At 37.8% G+C, this 17,907-nt stretch carries 10 protein-coding genes; 5 read left to right on the top strand and 5 right to left on the bottom strand.

The genetic code is table 11. The annotated features are described in order from the left end of the window. Positions 1–103: 103 nt before the first annotated feature. Complete coding sequence (locus tag B5440_RS00145; protein ID WP_057481538.1) at positions 104–1,126, bottom strand: LacI family DNA-binding transcriptional regulator; 1,023 nt, start codon at positions 1,124–1,126, stop codon at positions 104–106. Between the two features lie 225 nt (positions 1,127–1,351). Here B5440_RS00145 and B5440_RS00140 point away from each other — a divergent pair, with 225 nt between their 5' ends. From B5440_RS00140 to B5440_RS00120, 5 genes are all read left to right on the top strand, one after another. After that, positions 1,352–4,270, top strand: coding sequence for a SusC/RagA family TonB-linked outer membrane protein (locus tag B5440_RS00140; RefSeq protein WP_070052693.1), 2,919 nt, complete (start codon positions 1,352–1,354; stop codon positions 4,268–4,270). 24 nt (positions 4,271–4,294) lie between these two features. Beyond that, positions 4,295–5,881 (top strand): RagB/SusD family nutrient uptake outer membrane protein, encoded by a 1,587-nt coding sequence (locus tag B5440_RS00135; protein ID WP_070052695.1) that lies wholly within the window; start codon positions 4,295–4,297, stop codon positions 5,879–5,881. 18 nt (positions 5,882–5,899) lie between these two features. Next, entirely contained in the window at positions 5,900–7,039 is a 1,140-nt protein-coding gene (locus B5440_RS00130) for a SusE domain-containing protein (RefSeq protein WP_070052696.1), read from the top strand. Between the two features lie 162 nt (positions 7,040–7,201). Further along, positions 7,202–8,656, top strand: a complete 1,455-nt coding sequence (locus B5440_RS00125; protein ID WP_070052697.1) for an alpha-amylase — start codon at positions 7,202–7,204, stop codon at positions 8,654–8,656. Between the two features lie 442 nt (positions 8,657–9,098). Beyond that, on the top strand, positions 9,099–11,654 hold the full coding sequence (locus B5440_RS00120) for an adenosylcobalamin-dependent ribonucleoside-diphosphate reductase (RefSeq protein WP_070052698.1): 2,556 nt from the start codon (positions 9,099–9,101) through the stop codon (positions 11,652–11,654). A 201-nt stretch (positions 11,655–11,855) separates the two neighbouring features. On the opposite strand, the gene B5440_RS00115 is transcribed toward B5440_RS00120, so the two are convergent. The 4 genes from B5440_RS00115 to B5440_RS00100 all read right to left on the bottom strand — a co-directional run bounded on the left by B5440_RS00115 (position 11,856) and on the right by B5440_RS00100 (position 17,875). Then, complete coding sequence (locus B5440_RS00115; protein ID WP_070052700.1) at positions 11,856–14,426, bottom strand: cellulase family glycosylhydrolase; 2,571 nt, start codon at positions 14,424–14,426, stop codon at positions 11,856–11,858. Between the two features lie 9 nt (positions 14,427–14,435). Continuing rightward, positions 14,436–15,332: a hydroxypyruvate isomerase family protein gene (locus tag B5440_RS00110; protein WP_070052702.1), complete on the bottom strand. Its 897-nt coding sequence runs from the start codon at positions 15,330–15,332 to the stop codon at positions 14,436–14,438. A gap of 214 nt (positions 15,333–15,546) precedes the next feature. Then, positions 15,547–16,251: an NUDIX hydrolase gene (locus B5440_RS00105; protein WP_070052704.1), complete on the bottom strand. Its 705-nt coding sequence runs from the start codon at positions 16,249–16,251 to the stop codon at positions 15,547–15,549. Positions 16,252–16,285: 34 nt separating this feature from the next. Continuing rightward, on the bottom strand, positions 16,286–17,875 hold the full coding sequence (locus tag B5440_RS00100; RefSeq protein ID WP_070052708.1) for a solute:sodium symporter family transporter: 1,590 nt from the start codon (positions 17,873–17,875) through the stop codon (positions 16,286–16,288). Positions 17,876–17,907: the final 32 nt, after the last annotated feature.

Below are 17,907 nucleotides of genomic sequence, written 5' to 3'. Positions count from 1 at the left end.
GAGACTTCAAAATTACTCGATAATCTAGAGTTAAATACTATAAGGATTGTTTCAACACTCAAAAAAATCACTTAATAGCCTGTACACTTGATTCAAGTGTAGTTTACAATTTGGTGGAATTTCTTTCTATTAAACTCGTTTCAACAATTACGGTTTTATACGATTCCTCCTCCTCTGGTTTTCTTTCCAGTTTATCAATTAATAAGCGAGCAGCTTCGGCTCCCATTCGCTCGCCGTGCTGACTTACCGTGGTAAGACTCGGGATAAAACGTTTAGAAAGCTCTCCGTCTGTAAAGCCTATTACCGAAACATCGTCAGGCACTTTTAATCCTTTTTCCTGAACGGCCTTTATGGCGTGGATGGCAAAATGTTCGTTTACGGCAAATACCGCATCCAAGTCATTTTTATTGATAAAATCTTTTATTTCGGCCTCACTGTGATCCATATCCTCTATTTTAAGGATAAGGTTTTCATCAATTTCAACGTTATTTTCTCTTAAAATCTCAAGATACCCACGGGTTCTAAGTTTTCCTACACTAACATAATCTACGGTAGAAACCAGACCTATTTTTTTTGCTCCTTTATCTATTAGGTATTGCACCGCTTTTTTAGCACCAATTACATCGTCTATAATTACTTTATCGCAATGAACCTCATCTATTACACGATCAAACAAAACCAGCGGCATTCCCTGGTTAGTCACTTCGGTAAGGTGATGGTAATCTTCTTTTTGAAGGGTCTCTTTAGCCATAGACATAATAAAACCATCTGTACTACCATTGGCTAGCAGCTCCATATTGAGTACTTCTTTATCGAAAGAGTTATTAGAGAGACATACAATTACATTATAACCTTTTTCGTTGGCCACTTGCTCAACTCCGCTAATCACTGTAGTAAAGAAATAATGAACTATTTCAGGAATAATTATTCCAATAGTTTTTGTTTTTCGGTTTTTGAGACTTAAAGCAATATTATTAGGCCTATAGTTATAAAGTTTCGCAAAAGCTTTGATTTTTTTCTTGGTCTCCTCTCCAATTTCAGAACTATCCCTTAATGCTTTCGAAACCGTAGAAATTGAAACATCTAATTCTCTTGCAATTTGCTTTAAAGTTAATTTTGGCCTCATATAAAACTATTATTTAGAAATAACCGAAGTATTATTTTTAAGATGTCGTAAAAATACCACAAAAATTACGTGAAAGCCTTAAAATACAAAAGTTTTCAACACTCAAACGTTTTCGCAAAATAGTGTTAACGAAGATCCTATTTCTTCACATTCTATTTACATACATTTAACCTCAGGAAGTAAAAATATAAGCTTAATTTTTAGTAAAAATCAATAGAAAAATTTATGAAAACACTATTTAAAAGCACGTTGATGTTGCTCTTTATGCTGCCAATGAGCTTTTTTGCACAGGAAACCGTGAGCGGTGTTGTTAGCGAAAGCGCAACCGGTCTTCCGATTCCGGGCGCAAACGTTATTGTTAAAGGAACAACTAATGGTGCCGTTACAGATTTTGATGGTAATTATACCATTACTAATGTAAGCGAAGACGACATTCTTGTCTTTTCGTTCCTGGGTTTTGCTACAGAGGAAATCCCATATGCAGGACAGGAAACTTTAGATGTTCAACTAGACGAAGATCAGGCTACTTTAGAAGAAGTAGTGCTTATTGGTTATGGTAGTACCTCAGAACAGGATGCTACTGGATCTGTAGAAAAAATCTCTTCGGAAAGCTTTAACCAGGGAGCAGTAGTTTCACCAGAGCAATTAATTGCAGGTAAATCGGCCGGGGTTAGAATTACTCCCGGAAGCGGTGAACCAGGTGGTGGATCTGAAATTAGAATTCGTGGCGGATCTTCTCTTTCAGGAAATAACTCGCCGCTTATTGTAGTAGATGGGATCCCATTAGACCAAAGAGGAGTTCAGGGTGTAAGAAACCAGTTGAATTCTATTAACCCGAATGAAATTGAAGATTTTATAGTTTTAAAAGATGCCGCAGCAACTTCTATTTACGGTTCAAGGGCTTCTAACGGGGTTATTTTAATTACTACTAAAAAAGGTAAAAAGGATAGTCCTCTTTCTTTAACTTATGATCTTAAAGTTTCTGCCGGAAGAATTATCGATAAAGTGGATGTTCTTAACGCAGAGCAATTCAGAACCTTAATTGAAAACACTCCGGGTACAGATCCTTCTTTATTAGGAGATACCAGCACCGACTGGCAGGACCAAATTTACCAAACTTCTGTAGGAGCAATTCATAACTTTACAGCAACACAAGGTTTCGAGAATTTCTCTTACCGTGTTAATTTTAACCACACTTCTCAAACAGGGGTTTTAAAAACCGATGTTTACGAAAGAAATGCGTTAAACATAGCTCTTAATCAGGATTTGTTTGATAATCACTTAAAATTGACCTTGTCTTCTAAAGGGATCGTAGATGAAAACCGTTTTGCTGATCAAGGTGCTATTGGCTCTGCTGTAGCTTTTGATCCTACGCAGCCGGTTTACCAGGAGGGAAGTTATTTTGATGGATATTATGAATTCACTACCTCTCCACAGCAACAGCAAATACAGGCTACCCGTAATCCATTAGCGCTTTTAGAGCAATTAGATGGACGTGGTACTACTAAGAGAAATATCACAAACCTAAATGCTGAGTATAAATTTCATTTTCTTCCGGAATTGAAGTTTAATGTCAATGCTGGTTTTGATTATTCAGAAAATGATGGTTACAATAGAAGACCTTTAACTTCTGCAGCAAATAATCAAGATATTGCCTATTTTGAAGACTATGGCGGATTCAACAGAAACACACTGCTTGATTTCTATTTCAACTATAAAAATGATATAGATTTTCTAAACACCGAATTAGATCTTACTGCAGGACATTCTTACCAGGAATTCTATATTACCAGTAAAAGAATTGAAACGATCTCTAACGATATCCAGGATTTCCCTAGAGAGACCAATCGTAATGCCTTAGAATCTTATTTTGCGAGAGCAAGCTTTGATATTGCCGATAAGTATTTACTTTCTGGTAGTATCCGTAGAGATGGTTCTTCAAGATTTGGAGGCGATAATAAATGGAGTATTTTCCCGGCGGTTTCTGCAGGCTGGAAATTACAAAATGAAAACTTCCTATCAAGTTCTAACGTAATAAACCAGTTAAAACTTCGTGCAGGTTTCGGGGTTACCGGGAACCAGGAGATTGGACCTAATTATGGTTACTTCGGGGTTTACAACCCTAGTGTAGGTGGAGTGCGTTACCAGTTTGGTGATCAATTCTATAATACTTTACGTCCTGAAGCTTTTGACTCTGACCTGAAATGGGAAGAATTAAAAACTTATAACGTTGGTATTGACTATGGTTTATTCAACAATAGGATTTCAGGTACGGTAGAAGCTTATTACCGTGAAACCGAAGATCTTCTAGCAACAGTACCGGTACCTGCAGGAGCTAACCTTACCGACCTTTTGGTTACTAACGTAGGTAGTACAGTAAGTAAAGGTTTAGAATTTGCAATTAACGGTGCTATTATTCAGCAGGAAGATTTTAACTGGGATGTAAATTATAACATCACTTTCCAGGACCTGGAGATCACCAACCTTACTTTAGGTGAGAATCCAGATTTTGAAATTCCACAAGGTGGAATAAGCGGAGGTGTTGGTAACAACATTCAGCTTTGGAAAGAAGGTTACGATCCAACAACTTTTAATGTGTTCCGCCAGGTTTACAATGAAGATGGGCAGCCAATTGAAGGTGCTTATGTAGATGTAAATGGTGATAACGAAATTACTGAAGAAGATCGTGTTCCTTACAAAAAGGCCACCCCAGATTACTTTATGGGTCTAACCAATACGGTAAACTATAAAAACTTTGATTTCAGCTTTACCTTCAGAGGTAACTTTGGGAATTACATGTATAATAACACGCAGTCTGGAAACGGATTTGTTGGAGCAGGTACGGTAACACCGCAACCTTACTATTCTAATTTTAACAGCAATGTTTTAGAAAGTAACTTCAATAACAACCAGTTCTTTTCAGATTATTACATCCAGAGTGCAGATTTCGTGAAATTGGATAACATCTCTGTAGGATATTTATTCCCGGGAGAAGATTTGGATGTTAGAACTTCACTTACCGCTACCAATGTATGGACCATAACCAACTACGAAGGCTTAGATCCTGAAATTTCTAACGGTATTGACAATAATTTTTATCCAAGATCAACTACGGTTGTACTTGGCTTAAATCTTTCATTTTAAGAAATAATATTTAATAAATTAGTTATGTTAAAAACAATAAAACCATTCTTTATCCTTTTTATAAGCGCAGGTTTCTTCTGGGCTTGTGAAGACGATTTAGATTTGCAGCCTGAAGATAACAGGCTCACGGCAGAAACTACTTTTGAAGATCCAGAATCTTACAAGCAGTTTTTAGCTAAACTTTATGCCAGTCTTGCGGTTAGTGGCCAGGAAGGCCCTGCCGGAGATCCAGACCTTATAGGTCTTGACGAAGGTTTCTCCCAGTATTTAAGATTATACTGGTCTATGCAGGAACTTACTACAGATGAAGCTGTAATTGGCTGGAACGATGGAACTATTCAGGATCTACACGGCCAAAACTGGACTGCAGGAAACGAGTTTATTAGAACTATGTATTCCAGAATTATGTACCAGGTGGCTTTAACCAACGAATTCTTAAGGCAGAGTACACCAGAGCTTTTAGAATCCAGAGGCCTTGCTGCTGAAGAAAGAGAAAATATAGCTCGTTACCGAGCAGAAGCTAGATTTCTAAGAGCTTTACATTATTACCACGCTTTAGATCTATTTGGTAACGTACCATTTGTAACCGAAGAGGATGCCGTAGGTGCATTTCTTCCGCAGCAAATTAAGAGACCGGAGTTATTTGATTACGTAGAAAGCGAACTTCTAGCTATAGAAAGTGAAATTGTTAGCGCAAATTCTAATGAATATGGTCGTGCAGACCAGGCTGCAGTTTGGATGTTACTTTCAAAACTTTACCTAAATGCTGAAGTTTATACTGGCGAAGATCACTATACTGAAGCTTTAGATTATTCTGAAAGAGTAATTAATGCTAACTATTCTTTAGCTGATGATTACCAGAAACTGTTCCTTGCGGATAATGACTCTAATGGAGCACAATCTGAAGTTATCTTCCCTATCACTTTTGATGGGCAGGAAACACAGTCTTACGGTGGAATGGCATTTATTATCCACGCCTCCATTGGTGGAGATATGGATCCTGAAGCTTTTGGTGTAAGCAGCGGCTGGGCCGGACTTAGAACTACTTCTGCATTAGTAAATAAATTCCCTGATGGAGCAGATTCTGAAGATAACAGAGCATTATTCTTTACTGAAGGACAAACAAAAGAAATCGAGGATATTTCCAGCTTTAATGATGGGTTTGCAATTACCAAATTCAAAAACGTAACTGTAAATGGAGAACAGGGATCTGATGATACCGGAGAATTTCCTGATACCGATTTCCCAATGTTTAGACTTGCAGATGCTTACTTAATGTATGCAGAAGCACACTTAAGAGGTGGCGGTGGTAGCCAGGCGGCTGCTTTAGGATATGTGAACGAATTAAGAGAGCGAGCTGATGCCAATCAAATTGGTAGTTCAGACTTAAACCTGGACTTCATTCTAAGTGAGCGTGCCCGTGAACTATATTGGGAAGCACATAGAAGATCAGATCTTATTAGATTCAACCAATTTACTGAAAATGGTGTTTGGCCGTGGAAAGGTAATGTTCCCCAGGGAACCACAACCGAAAGTTATAGAAACCTAATGCCTATTCCGGCTTCAGATTTAGGAGTAAACACCAACTTAGAACAAAATCCAGGATATTAATTTTATAAAAGAATTAAAATGAAAAAATTTTCAATTTTATTATTAGCATTTGTCGCGCTACTAAGTTTTAACGCGTGTACACAAGACGACGATATTGTATTCGTTGCACAACCAGACCCTGAAGGAATTCAGTTTAGCAATTCTTTGCAAAACACCTATGTGTTACCATCTGGGAATCCAGATAATCTTGCCGAAAGATTTGTTTGGAATGAAGTAGACTTTGAAGCTCCTACCACGATCTCTTACGAACTTCAGGGATCTGCCTCTGAAGCTTTTGATAGCTATATGGTAATAGGAAGCACTGGAAGTAACAACCTTGGTGTAACTATTGGCCAAATGCTGGATCTTGCAGAAGAAGCAGGTTTAGATAACGATCCTGAAACCGAAATGCCAAATACAGGTACCATTTACTTTAAGGTACGTGCTTTTGCCGGTGAAGGTGAAGGAAATGCTTTGGAAGAATTTTCTGAGATCTTAAGTGTTAATGTAGAACTTCCTGAAGCTGAAGAAGAAGGTGAAGCCCCTAAAATGGAACTTTATCTTGTAGGAGATGCCACCGCAGCCGGTTGGGATCCTGCTAACAACAACACCCCTTTGTTTAGAGATGGTGAAAACGAAAACATCTACTACTTCCAGGGCCGTTTTGCCGGAGGTGCAGACGTAGAAGGTTTCAAATTTCTACAAACTACAGAGTGGCAACCACAATGGGGATTATCTAATGGTGAACTTACTAATAGTGACATCTTAGGTGAAGATCCTAATGCATTCCCGGTAGAAGATGATGCTTATTATTCTTTAATGGTAAATGTTGATGAAATGACCTATACCTGGGAAGCAATAGATGAAAGCGCAGCAGATGTTCAAACAAATATTGGAATAATTGGAGATTCAACTCCTGACGGATGGGATGCTGATACGAATATGACACAATCTGAATTCAATCCTCATATCTGGTATATCCAGGGAATTGAACTAGTTGATGGTTTCGCTAAGTTTAGAGCTAATGATGCCTGGGACATTAACTGGGGGTCAGAAACTCCGGTAAGCGGACAAACCACATCTGGCGGACCAGATATTCCGGTAACCGCAGGAACTTACGATGTTTGGTTCAACACTCTTGATGGTCGTTATACTTTTATCCCACAGGTAGAAGAATAAAGACTCCATAACTTAAGGGCTGCCTGGAAGGTTATTAAATCGTCATTCTGAATTAATTTCAGAATCTAAGTTTTTGATTATCAAAACATATTAGAAGCTGAAACCAGTTCAGCTTGACGCAAATGCAACCTTTCAGACAGCCCTTTTTAATTCTTATTTATTATGAAAAAAACTAAAATTTTATTTCCTTTTCTTTTTAGCTTACTGTTAGTAGTATCAGGTTGCTCTAAAGACGATGACGAAGTTGTTGATGGAACAGATGATATTACCGGTGGAGAAGAACCTGAAGCAACTCCTGATGATCCTGAAGCCTTAGACCTTTCGCAATATTCCAGCGGGCAAAAAGTTTTGATGCAAACTTTCTACTGGGATGTAGAACCACGTTTTGAATGGTGGAATAACCTTTCAGATAAAGTTGAAGGCTGGGCAGAGGCCGGTATAGATAGAATATGGCTTCCCGTAGCTACCAAAGGCCAATCTGGTGGTTACTCCATGGGTTACGACCCTTCAGATTATTTTGATTTTGGAGAATACCATCAGCATGGCACTGTTCCTACACGTTTTGGAACTCGCGAAGAGCTGGAAAATCTTATCTCAAAATCTCACGACCTTGGCCTGGAAGTAATTGCAGATATCGTATTAAATCATAATTCGGGTGGCGGTCTGGAATACAATCCATATCGCGAAAAGGATACCTACACCCTATTCAACGAAGAAAATGGAAATGCCTCGGGAATGTTCAATAGGAATTACGAACATTTTCATCCAAATGATGTGAGCCAAAGTGATGATGGCGATCTTTTCTTTTCTGAACAGGATGTAGATCACGATGTTCCTTATGTACAGGATTGGCTGTGGAAGAATGATAATTCTGTCGCGAAATATTACAAAAATGAAATGGGCTTTGACGGCTGGCGATTTGATTACGTAAAAGGTTTTGGAACCTGGGTAATTGAAGACTGGATGAACGAAGTTGGCGGATTTGCCGTTGGAGAAAATTTTGATGGAAATGCAGATGTTTTAGTAGACTGGGTTGATGCCACTGGAGTTTCAGCTTTCGATTTTGCTGCTTTCTATAAAATGGAAGAAGCTTTTGATCGTTTTGATGACCTAAATTATTTAGACGGAAATACACTTCGTAAGGTTAATCCCGATAAAGCTGTGACTTTTGTAGCCAATCATGACACCGAAAAAGACGAAAATGAAGACAATCGCATCGCTACAGAAAATAAAATGAAGGCTTATGCCTATATTTTAACACACGATGGATATCCTACAATATTCTACTCAGATTACGAAAATGAAGCTTTTAAAGAAGAAATTAAGCAGTTAATCGAGATTCATAACAGTCTGGCTGTGGGTGATGTAGAAGTACTTCATGTAGATAATGACGAATATTTAATGAAAAGAGAAGGGAATGCTGAAAACCCCGGATTAATTCTATATATTAGCACCGGAAGTACTACAAAGCGTAGAAACGTTCAAACTAATTGGAATAACGTTACCCTGTTAGATTACAGTGGCAACTCAACATACACCCCTACCTCCGATGAAAACGGAATGGTAACAATTGAAGCTCCGGCGAATGGATATTCAATATATTCCATCACGAAATAGGTTTTATTTTGAATTTTCATAGGTGTTAATTCAAAGACTGGCTGGTTGTTAATTCAACCAGCCTCTTTTTTTTATACTAATTCGACTTTTTCGCTTCAAAATAATTTCGATTAGCTTCAATTTCTCATTACTTTCAGACTTAGATATCTTCTACAATTTTTGCAGATTCAATCGAAAAATAATCGAGAACTACCGGTGTTATCTATAGAAAATAGTTTTCTCTACTTCAGCTTCAGCAATTTACTCCTGCACAAACTTTAATTCTCTTTTTTTACAAATTTGTCAACTTTCGAATGTTGATAAATTCATATTCAACTGATAATAAGCTTATTAACAATTTTTGTTTGATAACTTTTTTTAACAAGATTTTATATTCTTCTACATCTTTGTCTATATTTACATTCCGCTTGAAACTATTACTAATCCAAAATCTAAAATTAATATGGGTGTGAACACTACTACCGCCGCTCCTAAGACGTATAGCCAGGATGAGGCTTTTAAAGCTTCCCTGGAGTATTTTAAAGGAGATGATTTAGCCGCACGGGTGTGGGTAAATAAGTATGCGCTTAAAGATTCCCAGGGGAATATTTATGAGCTTACGCCAAACGATATGCATCGTAGAATTGCAAAAGAAATTTCCCGTGTAGAGCAACGCTACCCAAACCCAATGAGTGAAGATGAGGTTTTTGACCTTATTAAAGACTTTAAATATATTGTCCCTCAAGGTAGCCCAATGGCTGGTATAGGTAACCCTTACCAAATAGCTTCCCTTTCTAACTGTTTCGTAATTGGTAACGATGGCGATTCAGATTCTTATGGAGGGATCATGAAAATAGACCAGGAACAGGTACAGCTTATGAAACGCCGTGGTGGTGTTGGGCATGACCTTTCCCACATTCGCCCAAAAGGTTCTGCCGTAAAAAACTCTGCCCTTACTTCTACCGGTATTGTTCCTTTTATGGAACGTTATTCCAACTCTACTCGTGAAGTTGCCCAGGATGGGCGTCGTGGAGCACTAATGCTTTCTGTTTCTATTAATCACCCAGATTCTGAAGATTTTATAGATGCAAAAATGGAGCAGGGTAAAGTAACCGGTGCCAATGTATCTGTAAGAATTGATGATGAATTTATGCGTTCGGTTAAAGAAGATCGCAATTATGTTCAGAAATATCCAATTTTTAGCGAAAATCCGAAAAAAACAAAGGAAATTGAAGCTAATAAGCTTTGGAAAAAAATAGTACATAACGCCTGGAAATCGGCTGAGCCGGGAATTCTTTTCTGGGACACCGTAATTAACGAATCGGTGCCAGATTGTTATGCAGATCTTGGTTATAAAACGGTTTCTACCAACCCATGTGGGGAGATTCCGCTTTGTCCTTATGATTCATGTAGGCTTTTAGCTATAAACTTATTTTCTTACGTTGAAAATCCGTTTACTAAAGAGGCTTCTTTCAATTTCGAACTTTTCAAAAAACATATTGCCGCTGCACAGCGCATTATGGACGATATCATTGATCTTGAATTAGAAAAAATCGATGCGATTCTTGCTAAAATTGAAGCAGATCCTGAAGGAGATGAAATTAAAGGCGTAGAATATAATCTTTGGAAAAACATTCAAACCAAAGCAAAAGAAGGTAGAAGAACCGGAATTGGCATCACTGCTGAAGGTGATATGCTTGCCGCTTTAGGTATTAAATACGGAAGTGATGAAGGTGTAGATTTTTCAGTAAAAATCCATAAGCACATCGCTATTGAAGCTTACAGAGCTTCAGTTTACGCAGCAAAAGAAAGAGGAGCTTTCGGAATTTTTGATTCAGAAAGAGAAAAAGAAAATCCTTTTATTCTTCGACTTAAAGAGGCCGATGAAAAATTGTATTACGATATGCTGGAATACGGCCGTCGTAATATTGCTTTACTTACCATTGCCCCTACTGGAACTACCAGTTTAATGACGCAAACCAGTTCTGGAATTGAGCCGGTATTTATGCCGGTTTACAAGCGAAGAAGAAAAGTAAATCCTAACGATAAAGATTCCCGTGTAGATTTTGTAGATGAAGTTGGCGATTCCTGGGAAGAATACGTGGTTTTCCACCATCGATTTAAAGAATGGATGAAGGTAAACGGCCACGAAATAACCGATGATTATACACAAGCCGAACTAGATAAACTTGTAAAAGCTTCTCCTTACTACAAAGCCACTTCTAACGATGTTGACTGGCTTAGTAAAGTAAGAATGCAGGGAGCGGTACAAAAATGGGTAGATCACTCTATTAGTGTGACTATTAATTTACCAAATGATGCTACCGAAGAATTGGTTGGCCAACTATATTTAGAAGCCTGGCAGGCGGGTTGTAAAGGAGTTACCGTGTATCGTGATGGTTCTCGTTCTGGAGTTCTAATTTCTAACGAAGAGAAAAAAGAAGAGGCTGAAGAAGAAAACAATACGCCATTCCCAACTACTCGTCCGCAAAGCTTAACCGCAGATGTGGTTCGTTTCCAGAATAATAAGGACAAATGGATTGCATTTATTGGCTTAATAGACGATAGACCTTACGAGATCTTTACTGGTTTTGCAGATGATGAAGAAGGAATTTTGCTTCCGCGTTGGGTGACTGAAGGGACTATTATTAAAGCCAGAAATGAAGATGGAACTTCTCGTTACGATTTCCAATATGAAAACAAACGAGGTTACAAAACAACTATAGAAGGCTTATCGCATAAATTCAACCCGGAATACTGGAATTATGCCAAATTGATCTCTACCACGCTTAGACACGGTATGCCAATTGAAAAGGTAGTAGATTTAATAAGCAGTCTGCAGTTAGACAGTGAATCTATAAACACCTGGAAAAACGGAGTTGCGAGAGCGCTAAAACGCTTCATCGCCGATGGTACCGTTGCCAAGAAACAAAAATGTACAAATTGTAATTCTTCTAATCTTATCTATCAGGAAGGCTGCCTTACCTGTCAGGATTGCGGCTCTTCCAAATGCGGATAGTCTCTTGTTTAGATTAGATAAAAAATGCCTTTTGAAAATTTTCAAAAGGCATTTTTGTTTGTAGGAAAGGAAAATGTTCCTTAGCTTCGTCAAGCTGAACTTGTTTCAGCTTCTAACATGAATTGATTATACTCATCTTAGATCCCGAAATAAATTCAGGATGACGGATTATAAGACTTTTAGTCTATCTTAAAGATCTCTCTATTCCAAACTCACCGAAATAATCCCCACACCGTGCGGATTTTCCAACTCCTTATCTTCAATTCCCGGGCCGATAGAAAATTGCAGTGCTTCGGCATTTTCCAACTCAAAATCCCCATCGTAAGAATGCTCAAAATAATAAGGTAAAAATGAAGGATAAGGTCTTGGTAAGCTTACTGTTTTAACCGGTTTTAAAGAGGAAAGTTCGATTTCGTAAGTTTTCATTTCCGAATCTAAATCAATTTGAGTTCCAAAAGATGCCCCGTTTTTCATCACAAATGCAAGTTGCAATTTATCAGTGCTTTCAGTTAGCGCTCTCGCCTTAATTATAATTTTATCTTTTGATGACAATTCCGGTTTACGTCCCTCAATTTTTCTGCTGAAATTATAGCGAAACGAATAATCGTAAATAGGTTCTGCCTTCGGGTTTTCAACATCTTCCTGAAAGAGTTTTTCCACTTTTACCTGGTATTCTGCCTCGCCGGGTTTATCAGTTGGCACTAGCTTATTCTCAGGGCTCCACTCGCCTACTATATAATCTTCGTCTTCTGCAACGTTAAAAATATAAAGTGGTTTAATCTCTTTTACAATCTGTGTCTTATATACCTCTTCGGAATAAAAATCCCAGTCTTCAGGGCTGCCGTTAACTTCGCCAGGGAAAGTTTCTTTTCCTTTATTAGTAGTAACGATAATTCGATACTCCAAAAAGCCATTTTTCAATACACTTTCGGGAATTTCTGCCAAATAGTTGTAAACGCTGTTATTCTTAAGCTCAATAGCTTCATAAGTATTCCCATTTTGCAACCAGGCTTCTACTTTTTCAATTGCTTTATCTGAAACGATCTCTGCAGTGATTTCTGCTAAAGAATTTTCAGTGATTTCATTTATAGGCTCATGCAAAACATAGGTTTTTTCTACTGTTGTTTCAGGAGCGGTGAATTCTTCCAGGTCAAATCTTAGATCCAGCTTTGAATTTTTATCAAATTCAGTATCCTTATTTTTCAATAGATAAGTTCCCGGACGAATTTTAAAGGATTTACCTTCAATTTCCGGAATAAACTCATTGTCTTTGTTTAAAGCCTCTAAAGTGAAATTATCGGCTAAACCGGCAAGCTCTAAACTCATTTTCCATTCATTCCACTTGATCACCGCAAGGGTTTTTTCAAGGCTGTTGCTCCCAAAAGGATTATCTACCAAAATAGCATCGGGCATTACTTCTAACCGCCAAACTCCATCTTCTAATTTATCCAGAAAATACGCGCCTTTTCCTTCATATTTAACCACTTCAGAATTCCCAAAACCAGCAACTTGCTTCAGGTTCCTTAAGAATTTTGGCTGAATTTTATTCGCATCCGTATAAATGAATTTTTCTTCAGAATTCAATACCGCCAGATCTTTTTCATAATCGATCTCAAAATCCTGAAATTCCAGGTTTTTTGGATAAACACCAAAATCACTATTTACAGGAACCTGGTGAAAAATTTCTCCCGCGATCATTAAAGCCAGGGCTTTTTGGGGCGTGTAGGCCAGGTTCATATAATGCGTGTTGTATTCGGTATTTCCAAACGCCAAATAAGTAGGATCGTAAGCGAAGTGAGTTCCTATCTGAATTCCGGCCTCCCTAAAACTCCTGGCCATCGCCGGATAGATATAAGATTTCATAACATCGGCAGCATCAAATTCGTACACCAACTTTGCCGCGTTATTTTCTTCAATTACATCATTAAAAGGAATATGATAATCGTTTACATTTGGTAAAAGATTGCCTTCCAGTTCCTTTTGAAATCCGAGTCCGGTTGGGTACCATTGGAAAGTTCCGCCGTCTATTCCAGCATCAAAATAAGATTCGGCAAGGTGAATACTATGACTTACATTATAGAAAATTGGTTTCTCAGAACCGGTACTTTTCATAGCCGAAACCATTTTTTCTATAAATTCCTGCACTTCTTCAGGCTCTCCCTTATGGTGCGGCTCGTTACTGATTTCAAAAGCAATAAGGTTGGGCTCATTTTTATAAGCTACACCCGTATGCGGATTCACATGATTTAAGAATTGCTTCAAATAATTTTGCTGGGCTTTAATAGCGCCAGGTTTAATAAGACTTCCAGCTTTTCCATATTTATTAGAAAATCCCGGGGTATCTTCATCGGGCTCCGGCCAGCCATTTCCCCAATAAGCAATGGGCGTAATCACGAAATTTATGTCACGTTCCTTTAGTTTCTTTAATAAATAATCGAATAATTCAAGATTTTCGTTTTCTATTAAATTGCCTTCTTCATCACTAATTTCAGTATCCCAAACGTGAATTCGGTAAAGATCAAAGCCCAATCTTGAAAAATGATAAACATCCTTATCTATAGCTTCTTTTAGATCTATATTTAATTTCTGCCCGCTGCGATAAGCATGTGCAAAAGGCACCGAATAATTCACTCCAAAACCTTTGACTTCTTCGTTGTTATGACCCCAACGCATTAAGCCGTTATCATCTACGTAAACATCTTCTTTTCCCTGGGCTTGTCCGAAAAAAGTTACGAGACTAATTAACAGGCTTAAATAAAAAATCTTCTTCATAAACAACTTTTAAACATCGCAAATTTCAATCGCTTTCTTTAATGAAGCAAGTTCATCTGGATTGGTAGGAATAAACTCTTGCGCAACAAAACCTTCAAAACCGGTTTCTACAATGGCTCTCATAATTGCAGGATAAAAAAGTTCCTGAGTATCATCAATTTCATTTCGCCCCGGAACTCCGGCAGTATGGTAATGATTAATATGTTTGTGGTGCTTCTTAATAGTGGCAATAATATCGCCTTCCATTACCTGCATATGGTAGATATCGTAAAGCAATTTAAAGTTATCAGCTTCCATTTCTTCAGCCAGGGCAACACCCCATTCGGTATGATCTGCCATATAATCTGGATGATCAACTTTACTGTTAAGTAACTCCATAACCAAAGTCACATTTTTCTTTTTCGCGTAATTAAGCAGCGGTTTTAGACCTTTTGAACAATTTTTAATTCCGGTTTGCTCGTCCATTCCGCGGCGATTTCCGGAGAAAACAATTACGTTTTTTATATTATGTTTTGAAGCTTTATCAATTAACCCCTTATATTTTTCCTGTAGATCTTTATGATTTTTAGGTTCATTAAATCCATTTTCAATATCGGCGAAAACATCTGTAGCCATTGAACAAACCAACCCATATTTTTCAACTGTCTCCCATTCTGAAGGTTTTAGAAGATCTATAGCCTGAATTCCCAAATTCGCGCAGGTCCTGGCAAATTGGTCTAAGGGAATATCCTGAAAACACCAACGACAAACCGAATGCTTAATATTATTCTTCTGGCTGGCTGGCAGGGTATTTTCATCTATATAATTCATAGCAGCAAAAGAAGATGCCACGCCACCAATACTCAAAATTCCTGAACCTATGGCAATACTTTTTAAAGCATCCCTTCTTGAAAACTTTTTATACATAATTGTTAATTTTTAGGTTGGTCAAAACTTTTAGGAGTTAACTAGATACAGTGAAACCTCCACTGTTGGTTGTCTAAATTATCCCTATCGCTTTACAATCAGTTAAGCAATTTCAATAAACGTAAATTTTACAATTATTATCTAGAAAAAAAATTTTTTTAGCTATAATTTTTTTGTTTTTTCTTAACATTAGTTCTGAAATTAGGAACGATTATTAAGCGATTTCAAAATTATATCCTGACTCCAGAAGTTTTTGGTAATTTTTATAATCAAATTTATAGAGGAAGGCTCCTCGGCGGGAAGTAGACTTATCTTTTTCGTCCAATTTCACCAGAACATTTAAAGACAGCACTTTTTTTCGAAAGTTTCTTGCGTCCAATTCCTTTTGATAAATAGCTTCGTAAAGTTGTTGTAGTTGTGGTATTGTAAATTTCTCCGGCAGTAACTCAAAGCCAATAGGTTTATACCTTGCTTCGCGTTTTATGCGGCCAAGGGCGTCATTTACCATCTGATTGTGATCTAAAACTAAATTTGGCAATGCTTCAATCTCATACCAGTGCGCCCCGTGTTTTTCTACCAGTTCTTTATCGTATGCTTCTAACCTGATTAGCGCATATTGAGCAATAGAAATTGTACGATATCCTGGATCTCTTTCAGCTTTCCCATAGCTTTTAAGCTCTTCCATAAATACGCTCTCCAAACCGGTAATCTCACTAAGAACACGTTTTGCCGCCTGATCTACGTCTTCATCTAACTTTACAAAACTTCCAATTAAAGACCAGGAATCTTTAAGAGGCTCCACACGTCTTTTAAAGATTAATAACTTGAGTTTTCCTTCATCAAAACCAAAGATAATACAGTCGGTAGCGACATACATTTTGTCGTTCTTACTGTAATAATCTAAAGTATGTTCAGGCATAAGTATAGAAAATCGAAATAAAATTAATCAGAAATTACTGGGCAAAATAAGCATAGATAAAAACTACAAGCACAACGATCCCAAGGCCAACTGGTTTTACCAGTTTCCAGGGTTGAATATCTACCTGCCTTGTATAATCTAGAATAAAAGGTTCAATTCTCGGTTTCCATTTCCCGATCACAAACATAATGATCACATTCAACACAAATAAAATAGCCATTACGTGAAGATAGTGTGGCAGGGCATCTTCTCCCACAACAAAATATTTAAGACCTAAATAAATAAGATAGAAACCAACACCACTAAATATAGCAACTTTAGCAGCGATTGCCGGAATTCTTTTCGTAAGGTAACCTACAATTACAATTGTGAGAATAGGAATACTATAACTACCGTTTACTTCCTGCAAATAGCCAAAAAGACCTTGTGGAGCATTTGCAATAAAAGGCGCTATAAGCATAGCACCAATGGCCAGGAAAATACCAAAGCGTTTCCCTTGTTTTACCACTTTTGCCTCACTGGCTTCCGGGTTGAAATATTGTTTATAAATATCTATTCCAAAAAGGGTAACAGAACTATTTAAAGCCGAATTAAAAGAACTTAAGATCGCACCAAAAAGAACCGCCGCAAAGAATCCGGTTAGTACCGGTGGAAGCACTGCATTTACAAGTGCGGGATAAGCCTGGTCGGCATTTTCCAGGTCGCCCTGGAACATATGCCAGGCAATAATACCTGGTAAAACCACGATTATTGGTCCCAAAATCTTAATAAATGCTGCCAGCATTAATCCTTTTTGTCCTTCCCGAAGGTTTTTAGCAGCCAAAGCCCGCTGAATAATCGCCTGGTTGGTTCCCCAATAGAACAATTGTACCAGCATCATCCCTGTAAATATTGTGGAAAATGGTACCGAAGCATCTGGCCCTCCAATGGAATTAAATTTTTCCGGATTAGCATCTACTAAAGTTTCTAATCCATTGATTATTCCACCATCTCCAATAGCCATAAGTCCGAATACTGGAATTAGCAAACCTCCTATCAGCAGTCCAATCGCATTAATCGTATCTGATACTGCAACCGCTTTTAAACCACCGAAAATAGCATAAATAGACCCGATGATACCAATGCCCCACACCGTTAACCATAAGGCTGTGCTTGAACTTACATTCAACATTTCAGGAATACCGAACATGGTGCTAATCGCCAATGCTCCAGAATATAGCACAATCGGCAGAAAAATAATCATATAGCCAGATAGGAATAGCGCCGAAACCAGGGTTTTAGTCCCTTTATCAAATCGTTTTTCCAGGAATTGAGGTACGGTGGTTAAACCTCCCTTTAAATAGCGTGGTAATAAGAATAATGCGGTAATTACTATGGCAATGGCTGCTAGGGTTTCCCAGGCCATCACTAAAATACCTTCACTAAAAGCCTGGCCATTTAATCCTACAATTTGCTCAGTAGATAAATTGGTTAATAAAACCGAACCGGCAATTACTCCTGCAGTTAAGCTTCTTCCTCCTAAAAAATATCCATCACTTGTACTTTCATCGGTTTTTCGGGTTGCTAAATAGGCAATTATAGCTACCAAAAGCGTGAAACCAACGAATGATAAAATTCCAACCATAGCTTAATATAAAATTTTGTTAAATATAAAAT

This window comes from Salegentibacter salarius, from assembly GCF_900168265.1.
GTDB lineage: Bacteria > Bacteroidota > Bacteroidia > Flavobacteriales > Flavobacteriaceae > Salegentibacter > Salegentibacter salarius.
Note: the sequence above shows the minus strand (reverse complement) of the source record. Positions and strands in the feature narration are given on the sequence as shown.